The sequence below is a fragment of the Xanthomonas sp. F4 genome, from assembly GCF_011761895.1.
Window position 1 is genome coordinate 1 of sequence record NZ_JAASQX010000010.1, and the last position, 22,046, is coordinate 22,046.

The following is a 22,046-nucleotide window of genomic DNA, read 5'->3' on the forward strand; positions in this document are numbered from 1 at the left end:
CCCGGTCATCCGGGCGCTGAAACAGCGGCTAAGCGAACGCGGCAAAGCCGGCAAGCAGATCGTGTGCGCCGCCATGCGCAAGCTCCTGCACCTCGTCTATGGCGTCCTCAAATCGGGCACCGCGTTCGACCCGAAAAGGGGCCTTGCCTGCTAGGGGGGTAAGACGGTATCTACGGAATACCGGTGCGTCAGGACGTGTTCCGCCACGCGGCAATCCGCGCGTTCTCGCAACCGACCTACCGCCCCAGCCGCTCCGCCAGTCGCACCAGCTCGGCCAGCGAGCCGACCTCCAGCTTGCGCATCGCATTGCCGCGGCGCACCTTCACCGTGATCTCGCTGAGCTGCAGCCGCGCTGCCACCTGCTTGTTCAACAGGCCCTGCACCACCAGTTCCACCACCTCGCGCTCGCCGCCACTGAGTCGCGCCCAGCGCGCCTGCAGTTCCGCCTGCGCCGCATCGGCGGCGCGCCGCGCGCGGTCGCGGGCGATACCCTGGCCGATCGCGTCGAGCAGGTCCTGGTCGCGGAACGGCTTGGTCAGGAACTCGATGGCACCGTTCTTCATCGCCTCCACGCTCATCGGGATGTCGCCGTGGCCGGTGATGAAGATGGTCGGCAGCGCCAGCCCGGCCTCGTGCATGTTGCGATGGAAATCCATGCCGCTCTGCCCGGGCATGCGGATGTCCAGCACCAGGCAGCTCGGCGCATCGGCGCGCGGATGCGCCAGGAATTCGCGTGTCGAGGCGAAGGCGTGCACCTGCAGGTCCACCGAGGCGAACAGGTCTTCCAGGGCGGCGCGGATCGAAGCGTCGTCGTCGATCAGGTACACCACCGGGCGCGCGGTCGCGTCGGCGTTCATGACTTGGCTCCGCCGGCGGTGGGCAGGCACACGCAGAACACCGCGCCGCGCGGCCGGCCGGGTTCGGCCCAGATCCGCCCGCCGCCGGCTTCGACGATGCTGCGGCTGATGCTCAGGCCGATGCCGATGCCGCCCTGCTTGGTGGTCCAGAACGCATCGAACAGGTGCGCCTGCGCCTGCGCGGACAGGCCTTCGCCGCTGTCGGCCACGCTCAGCCGCACCGAGCGCGTGTCCTCGCGCGCGGTGACGATGCGTAGCGTGCGCTGCGCCGGTGGCGTGGCGGCCATCGCCTCGATCGCATTGAGCAGCAGATTGCCGATCACCTGCTGGATCTGCACCGGGTCGGCCGATACCGGCGGCAGCAGCGCCGACAGCTCGGTGTGTACGCTGACCGCGCTGCGTTCCAGTTCGCCCTGCGACAGCGCCAGTACTTCGTTCACCGCGGCGTTGAGATCGAAGACGCGCTGCTGCGGCGCTTCGCCCCGGGTCAGGCTGCGCACCCGCGCGATCACCTCGCCGGCGCGTTCGGCGTCGGCGAGGATGCGCGCCAGCGCCGCGCGCGCCTTGTCCAGGTTCGGCGGCTGCTGGTCGAGCCAGCGCTGGCAGGCGTTGCCGCTGGTGACGATGGCCGCCAGCGGCTGGTTGACCTCATGCGCGATCGACGCGGTCAGGCTGCCCAGGCTGCGTACCCGCGCCAGCCGCAGCAACTGCGCCTGCGCCGCGTGCGCGGCGGCCTTGGCGCGCTCCATGCGCACCGCGATGGAGGCGGTCACCGCCACCACCACGATGCTGATCGCCGAGTTGATCACGCCCACGTGATAGGCCCCGGCGTGGGTGAGATGGAAGCTGAGCACGACCAGCACCACGCAGATGCCGGCCAGCACGCCCAGCCCGGCCGGCGCCAGCAGCCGCACCGCGCCCAGGATCGCCACGGTGTAGAACAGCGCCGCGGCCACCGCGTAGTCGGTGACTGTGTCGGCGATGAAGATCGCGCTCAGCGCCAGGCCCAGCGCGGCCAGGCCGAGCAGGCGGCGGTGCGGTGGCAGCGGCTTGAACCAGACGATCATCGGCGGCGCAGGGTGAGGGAGGACGCGGGGAGGGACATGGCCGGCTCAGCCTTCGACGCCGGCGTTCCAGAACGCCTGTTGTACACCGGGTTCGCCCTCCAGGCGCTGCACCACCGCATCCAGTTCCTCGGCACGCACCGCGGTGGCGTACAGGGTGGCGGCGATCTCCACGTCCTTCTGTCCGAACGGATGCTGCTCGACTTCGCGCGCCGGGTAATGCGCTTCCTCCAGCAGCTCGATCAGGCGCTCGCGCACGTCGCCGTGCACCTCGCGCGCGCAGATCGCGTAGAACATGTAGGTGGCTTCCAGCGAGGATTCCTTCAGCGGATGCCGGTTGATCCGGTTCACCATCGGCCGCAGCAGGGTATTGCTGAGCAGCACGAACATGGCCGCCAGCACCGCCTCGGCGACCAGCCCGGCACCGGCGCAGGCGCCGACCGCGCCCGATCCCCACAGCGTGGCCGCGGTGTTGAGCCCGGTGACGTTGGCGCCTTCCTTCATGATCGCGCCGGCGCCGAGGAAGCCGATGCCGGAGACCACGTAGGCCACCACCTGCACCGCGCCCTGGGTACCACCGTGGATTTCGAACAGGCGGTCGCCGAGCGAGACGAAGATCGCCGCGCCGACCGCGACGAGGGTGTTGGTGCGCAGCCCGGCGGTGCGCTGGCGCACCTGGCGCTCGAAGCCGATGATCGCGCCGAGCACGAAGGCGGCGGTGAGGCTCACCAGGGTGTCGAGCAGCGAGCCGAGATTGAACAGGCGCAGGGCTTCCATCAGGGCGCGTTCCGGTAGGCGAGGGGAGCGATCATGGCGGCTCCGGGAAAGGGAGTGAGCGGATGCAGGGGAGCGCATGATGCCGGGGCAAGATGGCGTCCAACACCGCGGTGGCAGGCGCGCGCGGCTCAGCGCACCTCGGGCCACCACGCGAGCGCGACATGCAGCCAGTGTGCAGCCGGGGCGTTGGCCCCGGCCTCGTGCAGGCGCCGCTGCGCCGCATGCGGCAAGCGCGCGCGGACCCGGATGCGGTCGGCGACGGGCAGCTGCGACAGCGCATCGGCCATCACCCGCGGCGATTGTGCGGACAGCGCCAGGGCGAAGGCGCGGGGGCCGTGGGCGGCGAGCAGATGCCGCAGCGCCTCGGTGCGGCGCATGGCGACCGCGGCGCGCAGCGCGCGCTGCAGGCCGCGCTGCAGACGGAAACGGCGGGAAAACAGCGAGAACGCGAACATGACGACCTCCTTGCGGCGCGTGGCCGGCAAGGACGTCGCGGCGTGCATGCGGCGGGCGTCTTCCGGCTCAGCGCCAGGCAGCGACCAGGCGGGGGGAATGGCAGTGGAATGCGGCGCTGACGCCGCGTCGATGCGGATCGGGGTCCATGCTCGCCTCCGGTGTCAGGGGAACGGATCGCGCGGTACGCGACGGTCTGGCGCGGCCTGATGCCGCGGCGCCGCCCACTGGCCGGGCCAGGAGCGGGTGGCGCAAAGCTTGGCATGGGGCATCTGGGCGCACCAGCCTGCATGAGGCCATGGCGGCGATACCAAGGTATATCCCGGCCCCGTCCGCCTACCGGCGCGTGGCGCAGCGACTGAGACGCGGCCGGCTACACTGGCCGCATGCAAAACGATGCCCATTTCCTGATCCTCGCCGGCCTGTTGTGCGCCGTCATCGTCCTGTTGCTGGCCGTGCTGCTGCGGCGGAGCAACCACGCCGCGCTGGAGGCGGCTCTGCGCGATGAGCAGCGCAGCGGCCGCGGCGAACTGCGCGAGCAACTCGACAGCCTCGCCCGCCAGCAGGACGCGCGCAGCGAAGGCTTCGCCCGCAACCTGGCGGATCTTTCCACCCGCACCGACCAGCGCCTGGACCTGCTGCGCGAAGCGCTGACCGAGGACGCGCGGCGTGGCCGGGTCGAGGCCGGCGCTGCGCAGCAGCGCATGGCCGAGCTGCTGAGCCAGCGCCTGGTCGAGATCCGCGGCCAGCTGGATGCCTTCGGCCAGCAGCAGGATGCGCGCATGGCCCAGTTCGGCCAGCAGCAGGCCGAACTGATCGCGCGCATCGACGCGCAACTGGGCGCGTTGCGCGAGGCCCTGCTCGAGGACACGCGCAAGGGCCGCCAGGAAGGCGCGGACGCGCAGCAGCGCTTCGCCGACGCGCTCGGCCAGCGTCTGAGCGAGCTGGTCCAGCGCAACGAACAGCGCCTGGGCGAGATGCGCGGCACCCTGGAAGAGCGGCTGAAGGAACTGCAGGCCGATAACGCGGCCAAGCTCGAGCAGATGCGCGGCACCGTCGACGAGAAACTGCAGACCACCCTCAATACGCGCCTGGACGCCTCGTTCAAGCTGGTCTCCGAACGGCTCGAGCAGGTCCAGCGCGGCCTGGGCGAGATGCAGCAGCTCGCCACCGGCGTCGGCGACCTCAAGCGCGTGCTGAGCAACGTCAAGAACCGCGGCGGCTGGGGCGAGGTGCAGCTGGAGAACATCCTCGAGCAGACCCTGACCCAGGAGCAGTACGCACGCGGCGTGCGGGTGCGCCCGGAGCGCAACGAGATGGTCGATTTCGCCGTGCGCCTGCCCGGCCGCGGCCACGAGGACACGCCGGTGTGGCTGCCGATCGACGCCAAGTTCCCGCGCGAGGACTACGAGCGCCTGCTCGACGCGCAGGAGCAGGGCGATCCGGAGCTGGTGCAGGCGATGGGCGTGCAGCTGGAGCGCGCGATCCGGGTGCAGGCCAAGTCGATCTGCGACAAGTACATCGCCCCGCCGCACACCACCGACTTCGCGGTGATGTTCCTGCCCACCGAGGGCCTGTACGCCGAGACCCTGCGCCGCCCCGGCCTGGCCGACCTGCTGCAGCGCGAACACCGCATCGTCGTCGCCGGTCCGACCACGATCACCGCGCTGCTCAACAGCCTGCAGATGGGCTTTCGCACCCTGGCCATTGAGAAACGCTCCAGCGAGGTGTGGGGTGTGCTGGCCGCGGTCAAGAGCGAGTTCGGCAAGTTCGCCGGCATCCTGGAGAAGGCCGAGAAGCAGATCAGCACCGTCGGCAAGAGCCTGGGCGAGGCCAGCCGCAAGACCCGCACCATCGAACGCCGCCTGCGCGGCGTCGAGACCCTGGTCGACGCGCAGGCCGCGCCGCTGCTGGACCTATCGCTGCCGCTGGACGATGCCGAGGCCGACACCGACGCGGAGGAATCGGCGCGCGACGAGCAGGGGTAAGGCCGCGCGTTGCGCGGCCGGGATTGGGCATTCGGGATTGGGGATGATCAGTCATTCTGCTGCTGACAGGCCGGGGATTCGCGGCGCCAGCACTGCGCGCCTTGATGGTGCTCGCGCCGACCAGGGAGGCTTTCCGGCAGGCTAAGCGTCGCCGGCGCGGGTGCAGCCAGCGTCGCGCAGACGCATCGAAGCGTGTCGCAGAGCGCGCGGCATGTGGTAGACGCATCCTGGGCCTGCGCTGTCGCGACGCGAGCGTCTGCCGCGTGCGCGTTGCCACCCCTGCCACGCCGCCAGAAGCAGGCACGCATCCGGCTGTCGGCGGGCTGAGCGGAGGGCGGGCGATGCCCTGTCGACGGTCTCGGCAGCGACTATGCTGGCGCTCTCTTTCGACCGAGGTAATGCCCCATGTCCGAGTCGCTGACCGCCATCCCGCTGACCCGCATCGACGGCCAGCCGGCCACCCTCGCCGAGTTCGCCGGCAAGGTGTTGCTGATCGTCAACGTCGCCTCCAAGTGCGGCCTCACCGCGCAGTACGCCGGCCTGGAAGCGCTGTATCGCGAGAAGCAGGCCGTGGGACTGGAAGTGCTCGGTTTCCCCGCCAACGATTTCAAGGGCCAGGAGCCGGGCAGCGAGGCGGAGATCCAGCAGTTCTGCCAGCTCACCTACGACGTCACCTTCCCGATGTTCGCCAAGATCGCCGTCACCGGCGAGGACACGCATCCGCTGTACCGCGCGCTGATCGCCGCGCAGCCGCAGACCGAGGGCGAGGGCCCGATGCGCGAGAAGCTGGCCGGCTACGGTATCGAGCCGAATCCGGCGCCGGGCGTTTTGTGGAACTTCGAGAAATTCCTGGTCGGCCGCGACGGCGAGGTGCTGGGCCGCTTCGCCCCGGACGTCACCGCCGAGGATCCGCGCCTGCGCGCGGCGATCGACGCGGCGCTGGCGTAACGGCTCGCGGTGCTCGCGGCCACGAGCGGCCACGAGGCGGCGCCTGTGACCTGAAGGCGTCGTTTGGGCACCCAGGGAGTTGTTGACCGAGCGGAAACGTTGTCGGTGCCGTTGTGATTTTGGGGCGTCTATTGCGGCTGAAGCCGAGGGCTTCGCCCCGCACCCTCACCCCAACCCCTCTCCCGAGGGGAAAGGGGCTAGCGCTCTACGCGAGGCTTGCAGTTCCATGCTGCCCGCTGCCCGCTGCCCGCTGCCCGCTGCCCGCTGCCATTGCCATTGCCATTGCCATTGCCGTTGTTTTTGCTGGTGCTTTTGACTTACCGGGTTCCCTTCCGAAGCGGCGGCCAGCTCGGGGAAAAACCCGAAGGGCGGCGTACATGGATGTACGCCGTCCGCGGCAGGGGCAGGATGCCCCTTCCGCGGATCCCCGGGCTGGACGCGGACCCGGAGCGCGCAGCGCGGAGGGCGCGTAGGCAGGGCGCGCTTTCTTTTGGTTACTTTTCTTTGCGCGAGCAAAGAAAAGTAACTCGCCCGCAAGGGCGAAAGCCTTTAAAGCTTTTGCTGTTGCTACTGCTGTTGATTGAAGTTTGTCTGTCGGACGAAAAGATCTGTAGGAGCGGCTTCAGCCGCGACCCACATGATTGGTAGCGCCTGTCGCGGCTGAAGTCGCTCCTACCATCCAGCGGCCGCCGCCACAGCAGCAAGTGCAAGAGCAAGGCTTTCGCCTGACGGCGAGTTACTTTTCTTTGCTTGTGCAAAGAAAAGTAACCAAAAGAAAGCACACCCCGCGGCACGCCCTCCGCGCTGCGCGCTCCGGGTCCGCAGCCCCGACGGGGATTCGCGGAAGGGGCATCCTGCCCCTGCCGCGAACGGCGCACGTCCATGTGCGCCGCCCTTCGGGTTTTTCCCCGCCGGGGCTGCCGCGCCGAGGGGACCCCGATAAATCAACAGCAACAGGAGGAGCAACAGCAAAGCCGGCTGCACCTGTAGTTCGCCGCGACACTGGATCACCTGCTGCAAACCGAGCACTCATTCCCGCATCGCGCGGCCCCCACAGACGATGCCAGCAAAAGCTGCAGACACAAAAAACCCGGCCGAGGCCGGGTTTTTCGTAGGTGCGTGGTCCGCCGGACTCAGCGGCCGCCGCGCCACTCCGGGACCGGCATCGCGTCCACCGGCACCGTCGGGTTGGTCTCTTCCTCGCGCAAGTAGGCCGGCAGATCGTCGTCCTGACGCTTGTGCCCGCGCATGTCGCTCTCGATCTGATAGTTGCGGCGCTGCAGCCAGGCATCGCGGGTCAGCTGGTACTCGTCCGGTGCCTGGTCGCGCAGGCTGTCCAGCGACAGCAACTGCGCGCGCGTGTCGACCAACTGCAGGCCCTGCAGGCCGACGCGTACCCGGTCTTCCTCGATCTGCTGCAGCGGCGACAGCGGCGCGTCGCCGACCAGGCCGAAGGTATCGCGCACCGTGCGCGGACCGAACAGCGGCAGTTCCAGGTAGCGCGAGCGGCGCCAGCCCCACACGCCCAGGGTCTGGCCGAAGTCCTCGCTGCGTCGCGGCAGGTTGGCGTCGGTGGCCGGGTCGAAGATGCCGCCGATGCCCAGCGTGCTGTTGATCAGGAACCGGCTCAGGGTCTGCCCCGCCTGCAGCGGACGGCCCTGCAGCAGCTGGTTGACCATGGTCAGCGGCGAGCTGAGGTTGTCGAAGAAGTTGGTCACGCCCAGCCGTACCGGCCGTGGCACCACGTTGACGTAGGCACGCGCCAGCGGCCGCGCCACGGCGCGGTCGACCACGTTGTTGAAGGCATGCACCTTGCGGTTGTACTTCTCCCACGGGTCGTAGCTCGGCGGCGCCTGCACGCCCGCCGGCAAGGTCGGATCGGCCACCGGGTTGTACGGATCGCTGCCGTACAGCGCGGCGTAGTCGTCTTCGGCCGAGGTCGGTGCGCCGTTGGCGCCCGCCGTGCCGGTGGCGTTCGCCGGAGGCATGGCCGCCGCCGCGCTGGACGGCGCCGGCGTGGCGCTGGCGTCCATGCCGGTCGTGCTGTCGGTGGACGCCGCCATGGCGTTCGCGTCGGCGGTGCGGGCGCTGTCGCTGGCGGCGGGCGCGGTCTGCGCCGTCGGCGGCGGAGGCGGGGTGCGCTTGGGCGCACCGGCGCAGGCGCCAAGCGCGGCGGCCAGGGTCAGGGAGGTGAGGATACGCAGCACGTTCATGTGTCAGCTCGCCGCAGGGGGAGAGTGGAAGTCCAGGGTCGAGGCCAGCCGGTAGGCGGCGCTCAGGTCGGTCAGGCCGGCCGGGGCGCCATGGATGGCGACCTCGGCCTGGCCCTGGGTGCGCAGGCGCGCGGCGAGTTCGGCGAGCAGTGCCAGGCCGGCACTGTCCACCCGCGACACCGCCTGCAGGTCCAGCGCGCGTGCGCCCGGCAGCGCGCGCAGCGCCGCCGGCCACAACGCGGTGGCCGCGGCGCGGTCGAGCACGCCGCTCAGCGCGAGCGTGTCGCCGTCGCGGCGCACCTGCGGCGCATCACTTGCCACTGTTGCTCGCCGGTGCCGCCTGCAGCGTGCCGTTGCGCAGCTCGGCCGCGACCTCGGCGATCGACTTGTTGCGCAGCGGGGTGTCGAACTGGTTGCGGAAGGTCTGCACGTAGGACACGCCCTCGACCATCACGTCGAAGATCTTCCAGCCCGCGCCGGTGTTGCGCAGCAGGTAGTCCACCGGCACCGGGTCGCCGCCGCTGCGCAGCAGCTCGGTGGAGACCTTGACGCCGCGGCCGCCCGGCAGCGGGGTTTCCGACTTCACCCGCACCTGCGGCTTGCCTTCGAAGGTCAGCAGCGAGGTGCCGTAGCGCTGCATCAGGTTGTCGGCCATCGCGTCGCCGAACAGCTTGACGTCGCCGTCGGAGGCGCCGCGGCCGTGCACGCCCAGCACCAGGCGGGCGGCGTAGTCGCGGTCGAAGGACTTGTTCATCTCGCTGTCGATGAACTGGCGCAGCGCGGAAGGGTTGCTCTTGAACTCGCTGCGGCGCTGTTCCAGCGTGGTCAGGATGCGCGTGCTGTTCTCCAGCACCACCTTGCTGGCCGAACCGGCCTGGGCGGCGGCGGCGGCCGGCGCGGCCTGGGCCAGGGCGGCGGAGGGCGCGGCCACGGCCAGCGCGGCGGCGAGAGCGGCGGAAAGCAGTTTGATCGTCATGGCTTGGGTTCCGTTGCGGGCGTGGTGGGGTCGGCCGAGGGTGCGGCAGCGGGCGTTGCGTTCTTGTCGCCGCCGGCGCTGCCGCCGCCGAACATGTACTTGCCGACCAGCTGGATCAGGTCCACCGCCGGCTGGGTGAAGGCGATTTCCTGGCCGGGCTTGAGCGTGTCGGGGTCGCCGCCGGGCTGCAGGCCGACGTAGCTCTCGCCCAGCAGGCCGCTGGTCAGGATCGCCGCCGAGGTGTCGGCCGGCAGGTCCTTGTACTTGTCGTCGATGGACAGGGTGACCACCGAGTCGAACTTGGTCGGGTCCAGGTCGATCTTGGCGACCTGGCCGATGATGACGCCGCCGATCTTCACCGGCGCCTGCGCGCGCAGCTGGCCGATCTGCGAGAAGCGCGCGACCAGGTCGTAGCGGTGGCCGCCGAAGCCCCACTGGCGGTTGGTGGAAGCCAGCGCCAGCACCAGCAGCGAGGCCAGGCCCAGCAGCAGGAAGGCGCCGACGGCGAACTCGAGACGGGGACCACGGAGAGCCATAACGTGTCTACCTTGTTGATTCAGCGTGGCCGCGGCGCCAGTGCCGCGACCGGGATGTTGCCGCGGGGCCTGCCGTCGCCGGCCGGCTCCGCGTTGGCGCCGCTCAGCGGAACAGCAGCGCCGACATGACGAAGTTGAACATCAGCACCAGCAGCGAGGCGTTGACCACGGCGCGGGTGGTGGCCACCGAGGTGCCCTCGATGGTCGGCTCGGCATGAAAGCCGACATAGGCCGCCACCAGCGCCGCCGTGCCGCCGAACACCGCCGACTTCAGCATCGCCACGCCGAAGTCGTCCCAGAAATCCACGCTGCTCGACAGCGCCGACCAGAACGTGCCGCGGTCCAGGCCGAGCGCCGCCACCGCCTCGAAGTAGCTGGCGCTGATCGCCAGCGAGCAGAAGATGCCGGTCAGCAGCGGCACGGTCAGCACCGCCGCCCAGAAGCGCGGCGCCACCGCCTTGGCCACCGGGTCGATCGCCATCAGCTCCAGCGCCTTGATCTGGTCGGTGGCGCGCATCAGGCCCAGCTCGGCGGCGATGGAACTGCCGGCGCGGCCGATGAACAGCAGCGCGGTCAGCACCGGCGCCAGCTCGCGGTACAGCGACAGCCCGAGCAGGGTCGACAACGCATCGGAGGCGCCGTAGGTCTGCAGCGTGCGGTAGCCCTGCAGGGTGAGCACCAGCCCGACGAAGGCGCCGCCCACCGCGATGATCGGCAGCGAGCGTGCGCCGACCTTGTAGATCTCGCGGATCAGCTCGGCCAGCAGGTCGCGGGTCGGCAGCGAACCACGCAGCACGGTCAGGAAGAACAGCCCGGCGCGGCCCAGGGAACGGATCGGGGCAACGATGGCCATCAGGCGGCGCTCCGCGCGCGCTGCGGCGCATCGAACGGGATCGGGCCGTCGGGACGGCCGTGCAGGAACTGCTGCAGCAGCGGGTCGCTGCTGGCCTGCAGGTCCTGCGGGGTGCCGGCGAAGACCACGCCGCCGTTGGCGATGGCCACGGCCTGGTCGCAGATCGGCAGGGTCTCGTGGACGTGGTGGCTGACGATGATGCTGGTCAGGCCCAGGGTGTGGTTGAGGCGCTGGATCAGGCTCATGATCACGCCGGAGGCGATCGGGTCCAGGCCGGTCAGGGGTTCGTCGTAGATCATCAGCGGCGGATCCAGGGCCAGGGCCCGCGCCAGCGCCACGCGCCGCGCCATGCCGCCGGACAGCTCGCGCGGCCAGGCGTCGGCGGCGGCCAGCAGGCCCACCGCATGCAGCTTCAGCGCCACCAGCCGCTGCAGCACCGGCTCGGGCAGGTGGGTGTGGGCGCGCAACGGTAGCGCCACGTTCTCGGCCACGCTCAGGTCGGTGAGCAGGCCATTGCCCTGCAGCAGCACGCCGATGCTCTTGCGCGTCTCGCGCAGCGCGCGGCTGCCGCGCGGCAACGGCTTGCCGAACACCTGCAGCGTGCCGGCCGCCGGTACCAGCTCGCCGGTCAGCGCCGCCAGCAGCGTGGACTTGCCGCTGCCCGACGGGCCCAGCACGGCGGTGATGCTGCCGCGCGGCACGCTCAGCGAGACGTCGCGCAGGATCGCGCGGCCGCCGCGGTCGATGCGCACACCCGACAACTGCACCAGATTGGATTCGGAAGACGCCATTGCGGCCTTTAACGAAAATACAACATAGGATCGATCCGTTCGGCTGAACTTAACCGAACTGGCCCGTGCAGTATTGTGGCACTGCTCACGCCCCTGTGCGCGCCCGGCGCATATGCCCGTCTACGCAACAGCGTGTCGCGTTTGGCGGCCTGTCCGTCACGCCATGCGAGGCGGGCCGGCGCGGGTGGGACGCATCCGGCACAATGCCCGGCACATGCCTGCCCCGTCCGCGCCCGATTTCCGGCTGTATCCGTCCAACGCGCTGGATACCCTGGCCGCCCTGCTTGCCGAAGAACTGCGCCGGCCGCCGCCGGAGCAGCCCTTGCTGGCGCCGGAGGTGGTGCTGATCCCGCAGGTGGCGATGCGGCGCTGGCTGCAGTCGACCCTGGCCGCGGTGCACGGGGTGGCGGCGAACCTGGAATTCCTCACCCCCGGCGAATTCGTCGCGCGCGCGCTGGAGCGCAATCTCGGCGCGGCGGCCGACGACCTGGACATGGCGACCATGCACTGGCGCCTGTATGCCGCGCTGCAGGGCGACCTGGGCACCGATGCCGCGCTGGCGCCGCTGGCCGGCTATCTGGCCGATGGCGATGCGCTCAAGCCGTGGAGCCTGGCCGGCGAGCTGAGCAACGTGTTCGAGAAGTACCAGGCCTGGCGCCGCGACTGGCTGCTGCGCTGGGAAGGCGGCGCCGACCCGGACGATCCGCAGGCACGGCTGTGGCGGCGCATCGCCAGTGGCCGCGCCTACCGCGCGCGGCGCATCGGCCAGTACCTGGACCGCTACGCGCGCCGGGATGGGCCGTTGCCGCAGGGCCTGCCGCGGCGGCTGTTCGCTTTCGCCGTGCTCAATATCTCCCCGGACGTGCTGCGCGTGCTGGCCACGCAGGCGCGCGCCGGCACGCTGCACTTCTACCTGCCGACCCCGGCCCAGGGCTACTGGGGCGACCTGCAGACGCTGTGGCAGCGCCGCCGCGAGGGCGGAGCGGTGGACCTGTTCGCCGACCAAGTGCAGGAGAATCCGCTGCTGCAGGCCTGGGGCGCGGCCGGGCGCGACTTCATGGCGCTGATCGGCGACTACGAGGTGGTGCATCCGCTGGCCGAGATCGCGGTCTATGCCGATCCGCTGGAATCGGGCCGGCGCGCGCTGGCCGACGGTGGCCTCGGCGACAGCCTGCTGCGGCGCATGCAGAGCGACCTGTTCCATCGCCGCGCGCCGGCCCGGCCGGCGCCGCTGGCCGCGGTGGATCCGCACGATCCCAGCCTGCAGGTGCACGCCTGCCACACCCGCCTGCGCGAACTGCAGGTGCTGCACGACCAGCTGCGCGCGCTGCTGGACGACCCGCGCTTCGAGCCGCCGCTGCAGCCGCGCGAGATCGCGGTGCTGTCGCCGGACATCGACCCCTACGTGCCGTATCTGGATGCGGTGTTCGGCAGCCATGGCGGCGACGACCCCTTGCCCTATGCGCTGGCCGACGCCAGCCCGCTGGCCAGCGAGCCGCTGGCCGAGGTGTTCCTGGCGCTGCTCGGCCTGCCGATCGCGCGGTTCGGCCTGCACGAGATCCTGGACCTGCTCGCCAGTGCGCCGATCGCCGAGGCCGCCGGCCTGGACGAGGCCGGGCTGGAACGCCTGCGCGGCTGGCTGCACGCCGCCGGCGCGCGCTGGGGCCTGGACGCGGCGCACCGGCAGCGTCACCAGGCGCCGGCCGACGACGCCTACACCTGGCGCTTCGCCCTGGACCGGCTGCTGCTCGGCCACGCCAGCGGCGCCGAGGACGACATCGACGGCGTGGCGCCGTGGCCGCAGCTGGAAGGCAGCGCGCTGGCCGCGCTGGACACGCTGCTGCGTCTGTTGCGCGTGCTCGACCGCCACCAGGCCGCGCTGGCCGAGCCGATGCCGCCGGCGCAGTGGCGCGAAGTGCTGCTGGGGCTGCTCGAGGCCTTGTTGCCGCAGAGCCCGTCGGCGCCGCGCCAGCAGCGCGCGCTGGAACGGTTGCGCGCGCTGATCGACCAGTTCGCGCGCGACGCCGCCCGCGCCGACTACGCCGACGCGGTGCCGGCCGAGGTGGTGCGCGCGCACTTCGCCGCGGTGCTGGGCGAATCGGACACGCGCGCGCCGCTGCTCACCGGCGGCATCAGCTTCGGCCGCATGGTGCCGATGCGGCTGCTGCCGTTCCGGGTCATCTGCCTGCTGGGCATGAACGACGGCGATTTCCCGCGCCGCGATCCGGCCGCCGGGCTCAACCGCCTCACCGCCGAACTGGGCACCACGCGCCGCCGCCACGGCGACCGCTCCACCCGCGAGGACGACCGCTTCCTGTTCCTGCAGCTGTTCGCCTCGGCGCAGGAAGTGTTCTACCTGAGCTACCTGGGCGCCGATGCGCGCGACGGCAGCGTGCGCGAACCCTCGCCGCTGGTCGGCGAACTGCTGGCCTGCGCCGCGCAGTACCACGCCGACCCGGCCGCGGCCGCGGCGCTGGTGGTACGGCATCCGCTGCAGCCGTTCGCCGCCGCCGCGTTCGGCGCCACCGGTGCCGAGGATGCCGACCCGCGCCGTTTCAGCTACCGCCGGCAGTGGCGGCCGGCGGTGGACAGCCTGGTCGGCCAGCGCCAGCCGCTGGCGCCGTGGATCGACGCGCTGCCGGCCGCGGCCGACGACGCGCCGCCGGCGCAGTTGTCCATCGACGACCTGCGCCGGTTGCTGGTCGATCCGGCCGGGCAGTTCCTGCGCCAGCGCCTGGGCCTGCGCCTGCCCGATCCGGCACAGGCCGACAGCGACCTGGAACCGCTGCTGGCAGCCAGCCGCGGGCTCGACCAGTACGGCCTGCAGCAGCAGGTGTTCGAGGCGGTGCTGCGCGAGGACACCGACGCCCTGTACGAGCGCCTGCGCGCCCGCGCGCTGCTGCCGTCCGGGCCGCTGGGCCGGCGCCAGCTCGACGAGCGCGTGCGCCAGTTGCGCCCCTACGCCGAGGCGTTCCGGCAGTGGCGCGGAGGCGACGCCGCACCGCTGGCGCCGCGGCTGCAGGTGGACCTCGACGGCACCGCGCTGCATGGCCGCCTTCCCGGCTGGTACGCGCCTGGCGTGGCGCGCGTGCAAGTGGGCGCCTTGAGCGGGCGCAGCGCGATTCGCCATGGCCTGGAATGGCTGCTGCTGCGCGCCGCCGGCGAAGCGGTGCCCTACGTGCGTTTCTTCGATCACGACGACGGCCTCGGCCCGCATCCCATGGACCGCGAACCACTGGCCACCGCGCAAGCGCAGCGAGCGCTGGCCGAACTGCTGGAGCTGTATCGGCACGGCCGCCAGGCGCCGCTGGCGTTCGCGCCGTACAGCAGTTGGAAGTACTACCAGGCCGCGCGCGCCGGCGATCTGGACAAGGCGATCAAGGACGCCGCCGCGCAGTGGCAGGCCGGCTTCGGCTGGAGCGAGGCGGACAGCCCGGAACTGCGCCTGGTCGGCCGTGGCCGCGACCCGTTCGCCGACGCGCAGCGCTTCGCCGACTTCGCCGCCACTAGCCAGCGCGTGTTCGGCCTGCTCGAACAGGGCGACGCCGGCCCTGCGCTCGATCCCGAACGGCTGAGCGAAAGCTGGCAGCGCTGGCGCGGCTTGCAGGAGGACGCCGAATGAGCGCCGCGCCCGACCGCGACCCCTACCTGCAGCTGCCGCTGCACGGCGTGCGCCTGATCGAGGCCAGCGCCGGCACCGGCAAGACCTTCACCCTGGCGACCCTGTTCACCCGCCTGGTGGTCGAGCGCGGCCTGCGCCTGGGCCAGATCCTCGCCGTCACCTTCACCGAGGCCGCCACCCAGGAGCTGCGCCGGCGCATCCGCGAGCGCCTGGCGCTCGCGGCGACGCTGGTGCCGACGGCCGGAACTGGGTCGGACACGGATCGTGACGCGGTAGGAGCGGCGCTGGTCCCCGGTTCGGGATCGGCCGCGACCGAACGCGCGGACGACCCGTCGCGCTCGCACCAAGACCCGCCCGATGTCGCGTTGACCCGCGCCATCCTGGGCGCGCACCTGGCGACCGGCACCGAAACCCCGGCCGCCCTGCGCCGCCGCCTGCAGCAGGCCGCCGAGGACATCGACCTCGCCGCGATCTTCACCATCCACGGCTTCTGCGCGCGCGTGCTGCGCGAGCACGCGCTGGAAAGCGGCCAGGCCTTCGCCGCACCGCAACTGCTCACCGACGACCGCGAACTGCTGCGCGACGTCGCCGCCGACCTGTGGCGGCAACGCGCCGCCGATGCGGCGATGGCCGAGGACCTGGTGGCGCTGTGGCCGGGCGGGCCGGACGGCATGGCCATCGATCTGCGCGAACTGGTGCGGCATCCGACCCTGCTGCCGGCCGCGCCGGTCTTCGCCGCCGAAGACGGCGCCATGCTGCAGCAGGCCGTGCAGCGCGCCGGCGCGGCGCTGGCCGAAGCGTTTCGCGAACACGGCACCGCTTGTTTCGAGGCGATCGCCGCAGCGATCGAGGCCGGCGTGCTGAGCAAGGTCAGCTACAAGCCCGACTGGTTGACCGCGCTGTGGCACTGGCTTGACGCGTTCGCCGCGGCGCCGGCGCCGGACGCGCCGCCGCACCCGAAGCTGGTCAAGCTCACCGCCGCCGAGCTGGCCGCCGGCACCAACAAGAAGCACGCCGAGCGCACCCCGGCCTCGCCGTTGGGTCATGCCATCGACGGCTACCTGGCCGCGTTGGCGCAGCTGGCGCAATGGCGCACGCAACGCCGCATCTGCCTGCTGCACGCGCTGCGTGCCGACGCGGCCGAGCGGCTGGCCTATCTCAAGCGCCAGCGCCGCGTGCAGACCTACGACGATCTGGTCGAGGGCGTGGCGCGCGCGCTGGAAGGCCCGCACGGCGATGCACTGGCGCAGCGCCTGCGCGCGCAGTACGCGGTCGCCCTGGTCGACGAGTTCCAGGACACAGACGACCGCCAGTGGACGATCTTCCGCAAGGTGTTCGCCCCGGAGACGGCCGGCCCCGCTGCAGCGCAGGGCGATGTGATCGCGCCATCGCTGCTCGCGCCGGACGACACGCCACCGCTGCTGGCGCTGATCGGCGATCCCAAGCAGGCCATCTACGGCTTCCGCGGCGGCGACGTGCGCACCTACCTGGCCGCCGCCGCGGACGCCGAACGCGCGCCGCCGCTGGCGCACAACTTCCGCTCGCGCCCGGCGCTGCTGGCGGCGATCGACGTGCTGTACGCGCAGGCCGGCTACGCCGAGGCCTTCCTCACCGACGGCATCGCCTTCCACCCGGTGCAGCCGGGCAGCAAGCGCGTCGATGCCGACCTGCAACGCGGCGGCGTGCCGGCCCCGGCGCTGACCGTGTGGCGCGCGCCGGAGCCGCCGCCGCCGGCCACCGCCAAGCCGGGCAAGTCCAAGCCATGGAGCGCCGGCCGCGCCCGCGAGCTGTGCACCGCCGCCTGCGTGGCGGCCATCCGCGGCTGGCTGGCCGAGGCGCGCGACGGCAGCGCCAGCTTGCTCGGCCGTCCCGTACAGGCCGGCGACATCGCCGTGCTGGTGCGCAGTCACGGCGAGGCCACGCGCATCCAGCAGGCGCTGGCCGTGGCCGGCATTCCCGCGGTCGCCGCCGGGCGGCGCAGCCTGTTCGCCACCGAGGAGGCACTGGAACTGCTGGCGCTGCTGCAGGCACTGCTCGACCCCGGCGACGACGGCCGCCTGCGCGCGGCGCTGGCCACCGTGCTGATCGGCGAGGACGCCGCGGCCATCGCCGCGCTCGACCACGACGGCGAGCGTCATCGCCGCTGGCAGCAACAGGCGCTGGACTGGCGCGAGCGCTGGCAGCGCGGCGGCCCGCTGGCGCTGATCGGCGACCTCGGCGCCGCGCACGGGCAGCGCCTGCTGGCGCTGGTCGACGGCGAGCGCCGCCTCACCAACTACCTGCAGCTGGCCGAACTGCTGCAGGAAGCCGACACCCGCGCGCTCGGTCCGCATGGCCTGGTCGACTGGCTGGCGCGGCGTATCGCCAATGCCGACGACAGCGACGAAGCGCAGCAGCTGCGCCTGGAGTCGGACGCGCGCCGCGTGCAGATCGTCACCCTGCACAAGAGCAAGGGCCTGGAGTATCCGCTGGTGTTCCTGCCGTACGCCGGCATCGGCCGCAGCGAGCGCAGCCCCGGACGCCATTGCGTGGTGCCGGCGCCGCAGGGCGGGCGCCAGTTGCAGTGGAACACCGGCCGCAGCGGCGGCGAATCCGACCCGGCCTGGGACACCGCCGAAGCCGCGTGGAAACAGGAACAGCGCGCCGAGGACGCGCGCCTCCTCTACGTCGGCCTCACCCGTGCCGAACACGCGCTGTGGATCGCCACCGGCGCCTTCCCGCAGCACGAACGCACTGCGCTGGCACCGATGCTGCGCGACCTCGACGCTTTGCAGGCCGCCGCCGGCCCAGGCGCCATCGCCCTCGACACCACGCCGCCGCCGGCACAACTGCCGCGGCTGCCACCCGAGCCGGCGCCGCCGGTGCCGCCGGCCCGCGTGCCGCAGCGGCGCGTGCTGCCGGAGTGGTGGGTGTACAGCTTCACCCAGTTGGCCAATGCCGACGCCGGCAGCGACCCGATGGCCAGCGCCACCGTGCCCAGCAGCGGCGGCAGCGACGAACCCGCCACCAGCGAGCCGGTCAACGCCGCGGTGGAAGTGGACATGGTCGACCGCCGCTTCGTCGGCAACCGCTTCGGCGTGGCCATGCACGACGTGTTCGAGCGCTGCGACTTCGCCGCCTGGCGCGGCTGGCGGCCGGGCCAGCCGGCGCCGGGGGGGCAGACCACCGCCATCGTCGAGGCGCTGCAGCGCGGCGGCTATGCCGAGGACGAGCTGGAAGACGGCACCGCCATGCTCACCGCCCTGGTCGGCAATACCCTCACCGTCGCGCTGCCCGAAGGCACCTGCCTGGCCGCGGTGCCGGGGGAGCAGCGGCGCAACGAAATGGAATTCCACTTCGCCATGCGCCCGACCCGGGTCGATGCGCTGCTGGCGCTGCTGCACCGCTTCGGCGTGGCCGGCGAGCGCCAGGCGTTCGGCGCGCGGCAGCGCCTGGAGGGGCTGATGACCGGCCTGATCGACCTCACCTACCAGCACGACGGTCGCTGGTACGTGCTCGACTACAAGTCCAACCGGTTGCCGGCCTACGATCCCGACGCACTGGCGCGGGCGATGGCGCACAGCGAATACACCCTGCAGGCGCTGATCTACACCGTGGCGCTGCACCGCTGGCTGCGTTTCCGCCTGGGCGAGGGCTACGACTACGCCCGCGACTTCGGCGGCGTGCGCTACCTGTTCTGCCGCGGCCTCGATGCCGCACGCGACCCGTCGCCAGGCGTGCACGCCTGGCGTTTCGACCCGGACCTGATCGAAGGCGTCGACGCCCTCTTCGCCGGCGCCCCGCTCGAGCCCCTCTCCTCCCGGGAGAGGGGTTGGGGTGAGGGTCCGTCCGCCCACGGAGCCCACACCCCGTGAGTCAACCCAGCCCTCTCCTCACCGCCCTCTACCGCCACGGCGCCCTGCGCACGCTGGACCACGCCTTCGCGCACAGCCTGAGCCGCCTCGACCCGGACACGTCCGACCTGGTCCTCGCCGGCGCCGCCCTGGCCTCGCTGGCAGTCGCCAGTGGCCACGCCGGCCTGGACCCGGCACACGCCAGCCTCCTGCTCGACAGCCGCGACGGCGCCGCCCCCACGCTGCCCACCGCGGACGACTGGCGCCGCGCCCTGGCCGCCTCGCGCTGGGTCGCGCAACCCGCTGCCGAGGACGCCGCCAGCGCCGATTGCCCGCTGGTGCTGGAACACGGCCTGCTCTACCTGCGCCGCTACCGCGAGTACGAGCGACGCCTGGCCCAAGGCCTGCGCCGCTTGGCCACGCAGCCGCTGCCACACAGCGACCTGTCGGCCCTCGCACCGCTGTTCGCCCAGCTCTTCCCTCTCCCCCCGGGAGAGGGTGCCCGCAGGGCGGATGAGGGTACGACCGCTGGCGATCCCCAATCAGCGGGCGATCGCCAACCCGACCGCCAAGCCCAAGCCGCCTCCCTCGCCCTGCGCCGCGCCCTGCTGCTGGTCACCGGCGGCCCCGGCACCGGCAAGACCACCACCATCGCCCGCCTGCTGCTGCTGCGTATCGCCCAGGCCCGTGCCACCGGCCTGCCGCCGCCGCGTATCGCGCTGGCCGCGCCCACCGGCCGCGCCGCCGAACGCATGGCCGAGAGCCTGCGCGCCGCGGTGGCGCGTGCACTCGCCGACGGCGTCGACCCGGCCCTGGCCGAAGCACTGCCGGCCGGCGCCAGCACCCTGCATCGCTTGCTCGGCGTCATCCCCGACCTGCCGCGCTTCCGCCACGACGCCGACAACCCGCTGCCGTTCGACCTGATCGTGATCGACGAAGCCTCCATGGTCGACCTGCCGCTGATGTGCAAGCTGGTCGAAGCCGTGGCCGACGGCGCGCAACTGATCCTGCTCGGCGATGCCGACCAGTTGCCCTCGGTGGAAGCCGGCGACGTGCTCGCCGCGATCCTGCAGGCGGCCGGCCACGGCGACGCGCTGCAGGCCGACGACGCACAGGCGCTGCAGCCGCTGCTCGGCGACAGCGCGGTCGCGCAGCACGACCACGGCGGCCTGGCCGGGCACCGCGTGCACCTGCTGCGCGGCTACCGTCAGGCCCAGGACTTCGCCCTGGCGCCGCTGGCCGACGCGGTGCGCAGCGGCGATGCCGACGGCGCCCTGCGCCTGCTGCGCGACGGCCAGCTCGCCGGCGTGCACTTCCACGACGGCGTCGACGATCCGCTCGCCGCCGGCGGCGACGCCCTGCTCGCGCACTGGCGCGCCCTTGGCGATGCCGACGATCCGGCCCAGGCCCTGCGCGCCGCTGCGCGCCTGCGCCTGCTCACCGCGGTGCGCGCCGGCCCGCAGGGCGCGCGCGGGCTCAACGCACGTATCGAGCAATTGCTGGCCGAGACCGCCAGCGGCGCGCGCCGTCTCGGCGCTGCCGCGCCCTGGTTCCAAGGCCGCCTGCTGCTGATCACCGAGAACAGCTACCGCCACGGCCTGTTCAACGGCGACGTCGGCATCTGCCTGCGCGACGCGCAGGGCACCCTGGTCGCCTGGTTCGACGGTGCCGGCGACGGCCAGGTCCGCGGCTTCCACCCGGCGGCGCTGCCTGCGCACGAGAGCGCCTTCGCCATGACCGTGCACAAGGCCCAGGGCAGCGAATTCGACGAAGTCTGGCTGCAACTGCCGACCTGCGACGCCCGCGTGCTCAGCCGCGAACTGGTCTACACCGGCATCACCCGCGCCCGCCGCGCGCTGCACATCGCCGCCAGCGAAGCGGTGCTGCGCGCCGCGCTGGCGCGGCATGCGGCGCGGATCTCGGGATTGGCGTGGCGGTTGGGATGGGTGGAGCCAAGTGTCGATCCGGCACCACCACCGCCGACAACGCCTCCGGCGAAGGGCGAGCCAGTCCCCAGGCAGGGCTCGTTGTTCTGACTGCTCCGGCGCGTTGCAACGCGCGCTTGGTCTGGTTGCAGCGGACGTCTTTGAAACGCCCGCTTATCACGCGCTGTGCGGCCCGCGCGCCACACTGAACAAGAGCCAGCACCGAAGCGCGCGCGCAGATCTCTGGCTTGATCGTCCGTGACGCTGTCGGCTTGGCCGACCCTCACCGCGCGCAGGCATCCATGCCATGCCACGCGCGCCACGCACGATGGCGAGAATGTCGACAACCGCCACGCGCGAGCGATGGAGCGGGCGCGCGTTCTCGCCGACCACCACGCGCTCGTATGCAGGCCTAGATCGCCATGACCCCACCATCGATGAACAGTTCGTGCCCCGCGATGAAGCTGGACGCGTCCGAAGCCAGGAACAACACCGCCTCGGCGATCTCCTCCGCGTCGCCGAGACGGCCGAACGGGATCATCTGCTTGAACGCCGCCTCGGCCTCTGCATTCGCTTCCAGGTAGGTCTGCATGGCCGGTGTGTGGACCATGCCGGGCGACACCACGTTCACCCGGATGCCGCGGCTTTTCAGGTCGGTCGTCCAGGTGCGCGCGAAGGAGCGGATGGCCGCCTTCGTCGCGCTGTACACCGAGAGCGCGCCGATTCCCTTGCTGCCGGCCACCGAGCCCGCCAGGATCACCGCGCCGCCGGTCGTCATCAGCGGCAGCGCCTTCTGCACGGTGAAGACCGTGCCCTTGATGTTGGTCGCCAGCAGGCGCTCCAGGTGCGCGACGTCGATCTCGCCAAGCGCAGCCGACTCGGACACGCCCGCGTTGGCGAAGACGACATCCAGCCGGCCATGGCCCTGCTGGATGCGCGCATAGAGCCGAGCCATGTCCTCGGGAACGCCGACATCGCCCTGCACGCCGACTGCGCCGCCGCCGATCTCCGCCACGGCGGCGTCCAGCCGGTCCTGCCGGCGCCCGGTGATGTAGACCTGCGCGCCTTCCCGCGAAAACGCCTTCGCCGTCACCAGGCCGATGCCGTCGGTGCCGCCGGTGATCGCGACCACCTTGCCCTCGAATCGCTTGTCCATCTCGCTTCCTTTGATAAGTGGAGGATTGCTCCACTTACTATACGGAGGTAGCCT

General features: G+C 71.8%; 16 protein-coding genes. 5 read left to right on the forward strand and 11 right to left on the reverse strand.

Annotated elements, in window-relative coordinates; translation table 11 throughout:
* Nucleotides 1–236: 236 nt before the first annotated feature.
* The 4 genes from FHR66_RS20425 to FHR66_RS20440 all read right to left on the reverse strand — a co-directional run bounded on the left by FHR66_RS20425 (nt 237) and on the right by FHR66_RS20440 (nt 3,153).
* The gene (locus FHR66_RS20425; RefSeq protein WP_160968557.1) at nt 237–857 is read right to left on the reverse strand and encodes a response regulator transcription factor; all 621 of its coding nucleotides are present in this window, start codon (nt 855–857) and stop codon (nt 237–239) included.
* Entirely contained in the window at nt 854–1,924 is a 1,071-nt protein-coding gene (locus tag FHR66_RS20430; protein WP_160968555.1) for a sensor histidine kinase, read from the reverse strand. The genes FHR66_RS20425 and FHR66_RS20430 overlap by 4 nt, the downstream gene beginning before the upstream one ends.
* A gap of 45 nt (nt 1,925–1,969) precedes the next feature.
* A complete protein-coding gene (locus FHR66_RS20435; protein ID WP_160968553.1) occupies nt 1,970–2,698 on the reverse strand; it encodes an MgtC/SapB family protein in 729 nt (242 codons plus the stop codon).
* 128 nt (nt 2,699–2,826) lie between these two features.
* Complete coding sequence (locus FHR66_RS20440) at nt 2,827–3,153, reverse strand: hypothetical protein (protein ID WP_160968551.1); 327 nt, start codon at nt 3,151–3,153, stop codon at nt 2,827–2,829.
* 384 nt (nt 3,154–3,537) lie between these two features.
* Here FHR66_RS20440 and rmuC point away from each other — a divergent pair, with 384 nt between their 5' ends.
* Nucleotides 3,538–5,139: a DNA recombination protein RmuC gene (gene rmuC, locus FHR66_RS20445; protein WP_160968549.1), complete on the forward strand. Its 1,602-nt coding sequence runs from the start codon at nt 3,538–3,540 to the stop codon at nt 5,137–5,139.
* 405 nt (nt 5,140–5,544) lie between these two features.
* Nucleotides 5,545–6,087: a glutathione peroxidase gene (locus FHR66_RS20450; RefSeq protein ID WP_160968547.1), complete on the forward strand. Its 543-nt coding sequence runs from the start codon at nt 5,545–5,547 to the stop codon at nt 6,085–6,087.
* A 1,133-nt stretch (nt 6,088–7,220) separates the two neighbouring features.
* Here the strand turns inward: FHR66_RS20450 and FHR66_RS20455 are convergent.
* From FHR66_RS20455 to FHR66_RS20480, 6 genes are all read right to left on the reverse strand, one after another.
* On the reverse strand, nt 7,221–8,300 hold the full coding sequence (locus tag FHR66_RS20455; RefSeq protein WP_160968545.1) for an MlaA family lipoprotein: 1,080 nt from the start codon (nt 8,298–8,300) through the stop codon (nt 7,221–7,223).
* Between the two features lie 3 nt (nt 8,301–8,303).
* On the reverse strand, nt 8,304–8,621 hold the full coding sequence (locus FHR66_RS20460) for an STAS domain-containing protein (RefSeq protein WP_160968543.1): 318 nt from the start codon (nt 8,619–8,621) through the stop codon (nt 8,304–8,306).
* Nucleotides 8,611–9,276: an MlaC/ttg2D family ABC transporter substrate-binding protein gene (locus tag FHR66_RS20465; protein WP_160968541.1), complete on the reverse strand. Its 666-nt coding sequence runs from the start codon at nt 9,274–9,276 to the stop codon at nt 8,611–8,613. The genes FHR66_RS20460 and FHR66_RS20465 overlap by 11 nt, the downstream gene beginning before the upstream one ends.
* Nucleotides 9,273–9,812 carry an outer membrane lipid asymmetry maintenance protein MlaD gene (mlaD, locus tag FHR66_RS20470; protein WP_017909944.1) on the reverse strand — a complete coding sequence of 180 codons (540 nt, stop codon included), beginning with the start codon at nt 9,810–9,812 and terminating at the stop codon, nt 9,273–9,275. The genes FHR66_RS20465 and mlaD overlap by 4 nt, the downstream gene beginning before the upstream one ends.
* A gap of 103 nt (nt 9,813–9,915) precedes the next feature.
* A complete protein-coding gene (locus FHR66_RS20475; protein ID WP_017909945.1) occupies nt 9,916–10,665 on the reverse strand; it encodes an MlaE family lipid ABC transporter permease subunit in 750 nt (249 codons plus the stop codon).
* Nucleotides 10,665–11,456, reverse strand: a complete 792-nt coding sequence (locus FHR66_RS20480) for an ABC transporter ATP-binding protein (protein ID WP_160968539.1) — start codon at nt 11,454–11,456, stop codon at nt 10,665–10,667. Before FHR66_RS20480 ends, FHR66_RS20475 begins: the two co-directional genes overlap by 1 nt.
* Before the next feature lie 214 nt (nt 11,457–11,670).
* Here FHR66_RS20480 and recC point away from each other — a divergent pair, with 214 nt between their 5' ends.
* Genes recC through recD form a run of 3 tightly spaced genes read left to right on the forward strand, consistent with a single transcriptional unit; the run spans nt 11,671 to nt 20,947 of the window.
* The gene (gene recC, locus FHR66_RS20485) at nt 11,671–15,078 is read left to right on the forward strand and encodes an exodeoxyribonuclease V subunit gamma (protein ID WP_160968537.1); all 3,408 of its coding nucleotides are present in this window, start codon (nt 11,671–11,673) and stop codon (nt 15,076–15,078) included.
* Nucleotides 15,075–18,932 carry an exodeoxyribonuclease V subunit beta gene (recB, locus tag FHR66_RS20490; RefSeq protein WP_160968535.1) on the forward strand — a complete coding sequence of 1,286 codons (3,858 nt, stop codon included), beginning with the start codon at nt 15,075–15,077 and terminating at the stop codon, nt 18,930–18,932. The genes recC and recB overlap by 4 nt, the downstream gene beginning before the upstream one ends.
* Nucleotides 18,929–20,947: an exodeoxyribonuclease V subunit alpha gene (recD, locus tag FHR66_RS20495; RefSeq protein WP_160968533.1), complete on the forward strand. Its 2,019-nt coding sequence runs from the start codon at nt 18,929–18,931 to the stop codon at nt 20,945–20,947. The genes recB and recD overlap by 4 nt, the downstream gene beginning before the upstream one ends.
* Nucleotides 20,948–21,248: 301 nt before the next feature.
* Here recD and FHR66_RS20500 read toward each other — a convergent pair whose 3' ends face one another.
* Nucleotides 21,249–21,992 (reverse strand): SDR family oxidoreductase, encoded by a 744-nt coding sequence (locus tag FHR66_RS20500; protein ID WP_160968531.1) that lies wholly within the window; start codon nt 21,990–21,992, stop codon nt 21,249–21,251.
* Nucleotides 21,993–22,046: the final 54 nt, after the last annotated feature.

What these genes read in the sequence shown, in the direction of transcription:
- FHR66_RS20500 (WP_160968531.1), bottom strand. Translation starts at nt 21,992, where the DNA reads ATGGACAAGCGATTCGAGGGCAAGGTGGTCGCGATCACCGGCGGCACC.
- FHR66_RS20450 (WP_160968547.1), top strand. Translation starts at nt 5,545, where the DNA reads ATGTCCGAGTCGCTGACCGCCATCCCGCTGACCCGCATCGACGGCCAG.
- recC (WP_160968537.1), top strand. Translation starts at nt 11,671, where the DNA reads ATGCCTGCCCCGTCCGCGCCCGATTTCCGGCTGTATCCGTCCAACGCG.
- FHR66_RS20440 (WP_160968551.1), bottom strand. Translation starts at nt 3,153, where the DNA reads ATGTTCGCGTTCTCGCTGTTTTCCCGCCGTTTCCGTCTGCAGCGCGGC.
- FHR66_RS20430 (WP_160968555.1), bottom strand. Translation starts at nt 1,924, where the DNA reads ATGATCGTCTGGTTCAAGCCGCTGCCACCGCACCGCCGCCTGCTCGGC.
- FHR66_RS20455 (WP_160968545.1), bottom strand. Translation starts at nt 8,300, where the DNA reads ATGAACGTGCTGCGTATCCTCACCTCCCTGACCCTGGCCGCCGCGCTT.
- FHR66_RS20480 (WP_160968539.1), bottom strand. Translation starts at nt 11,456, where the DNA reads ATGGCGTCTTCCGAATCCAATCTGGTGCAGTTGTCGGGTGTGCGCATC.
- mlaD (WP_017909944.1), bottom strand. Translation starts at nt 9,812, where the DNA reads ATGGCTCTCCGTGGTCCCCGTCTCGAGTTCGCCGTCGGCGCCTTCCTG.
- FHR66_RS20465 (WP_160968541.1), bottom strand. Translation starts at nt 9,276, where the DNA reads ATGACGATCAAACTGCTTTCCGCCGCTCTCGCCGCCGCGCTGGCCGTG.
- recB (WP_160968535.1), top strand. Translation starts at nt 15,075, where the DNA reads ATGAGCGCCGCGCCCGACCGCGACCCCTACCTGCAGCTGCCGCTGCAC.
- rmuC (WP_160968549.1), top strand. Translation starts at nt 3,538, where the DNA reads ATGCAAAACGATGCCCATTTCCTGATCCTCGCCGGCCTGTTGTGCGCC.
- FHR66_RS20435 (WP_160968553.1), bottom strand. Translation starts at nt 2,698, where the DNA reads ATGGAAGCCCTGCGCCTGTTCAATCTCGGCTCGCTGCTCGACACCCTG.
- FHR66_RS20475 (WP_017909945.1), bottom strand. Translation starts at nt 10,665, where the DNA reads ATGGCCATCGTTGCCCCGATCCGTTCCCTGGGCCGCGCCGGGCTGTTC.
- FHR66_RS20425 (WP_160968557.1), bottom strand. Translation starts at nt 857, where the DNA reads ATGAACGCCGACGCGACCGCGCGCCCGGTGGTGTACCTGATCGACGAC.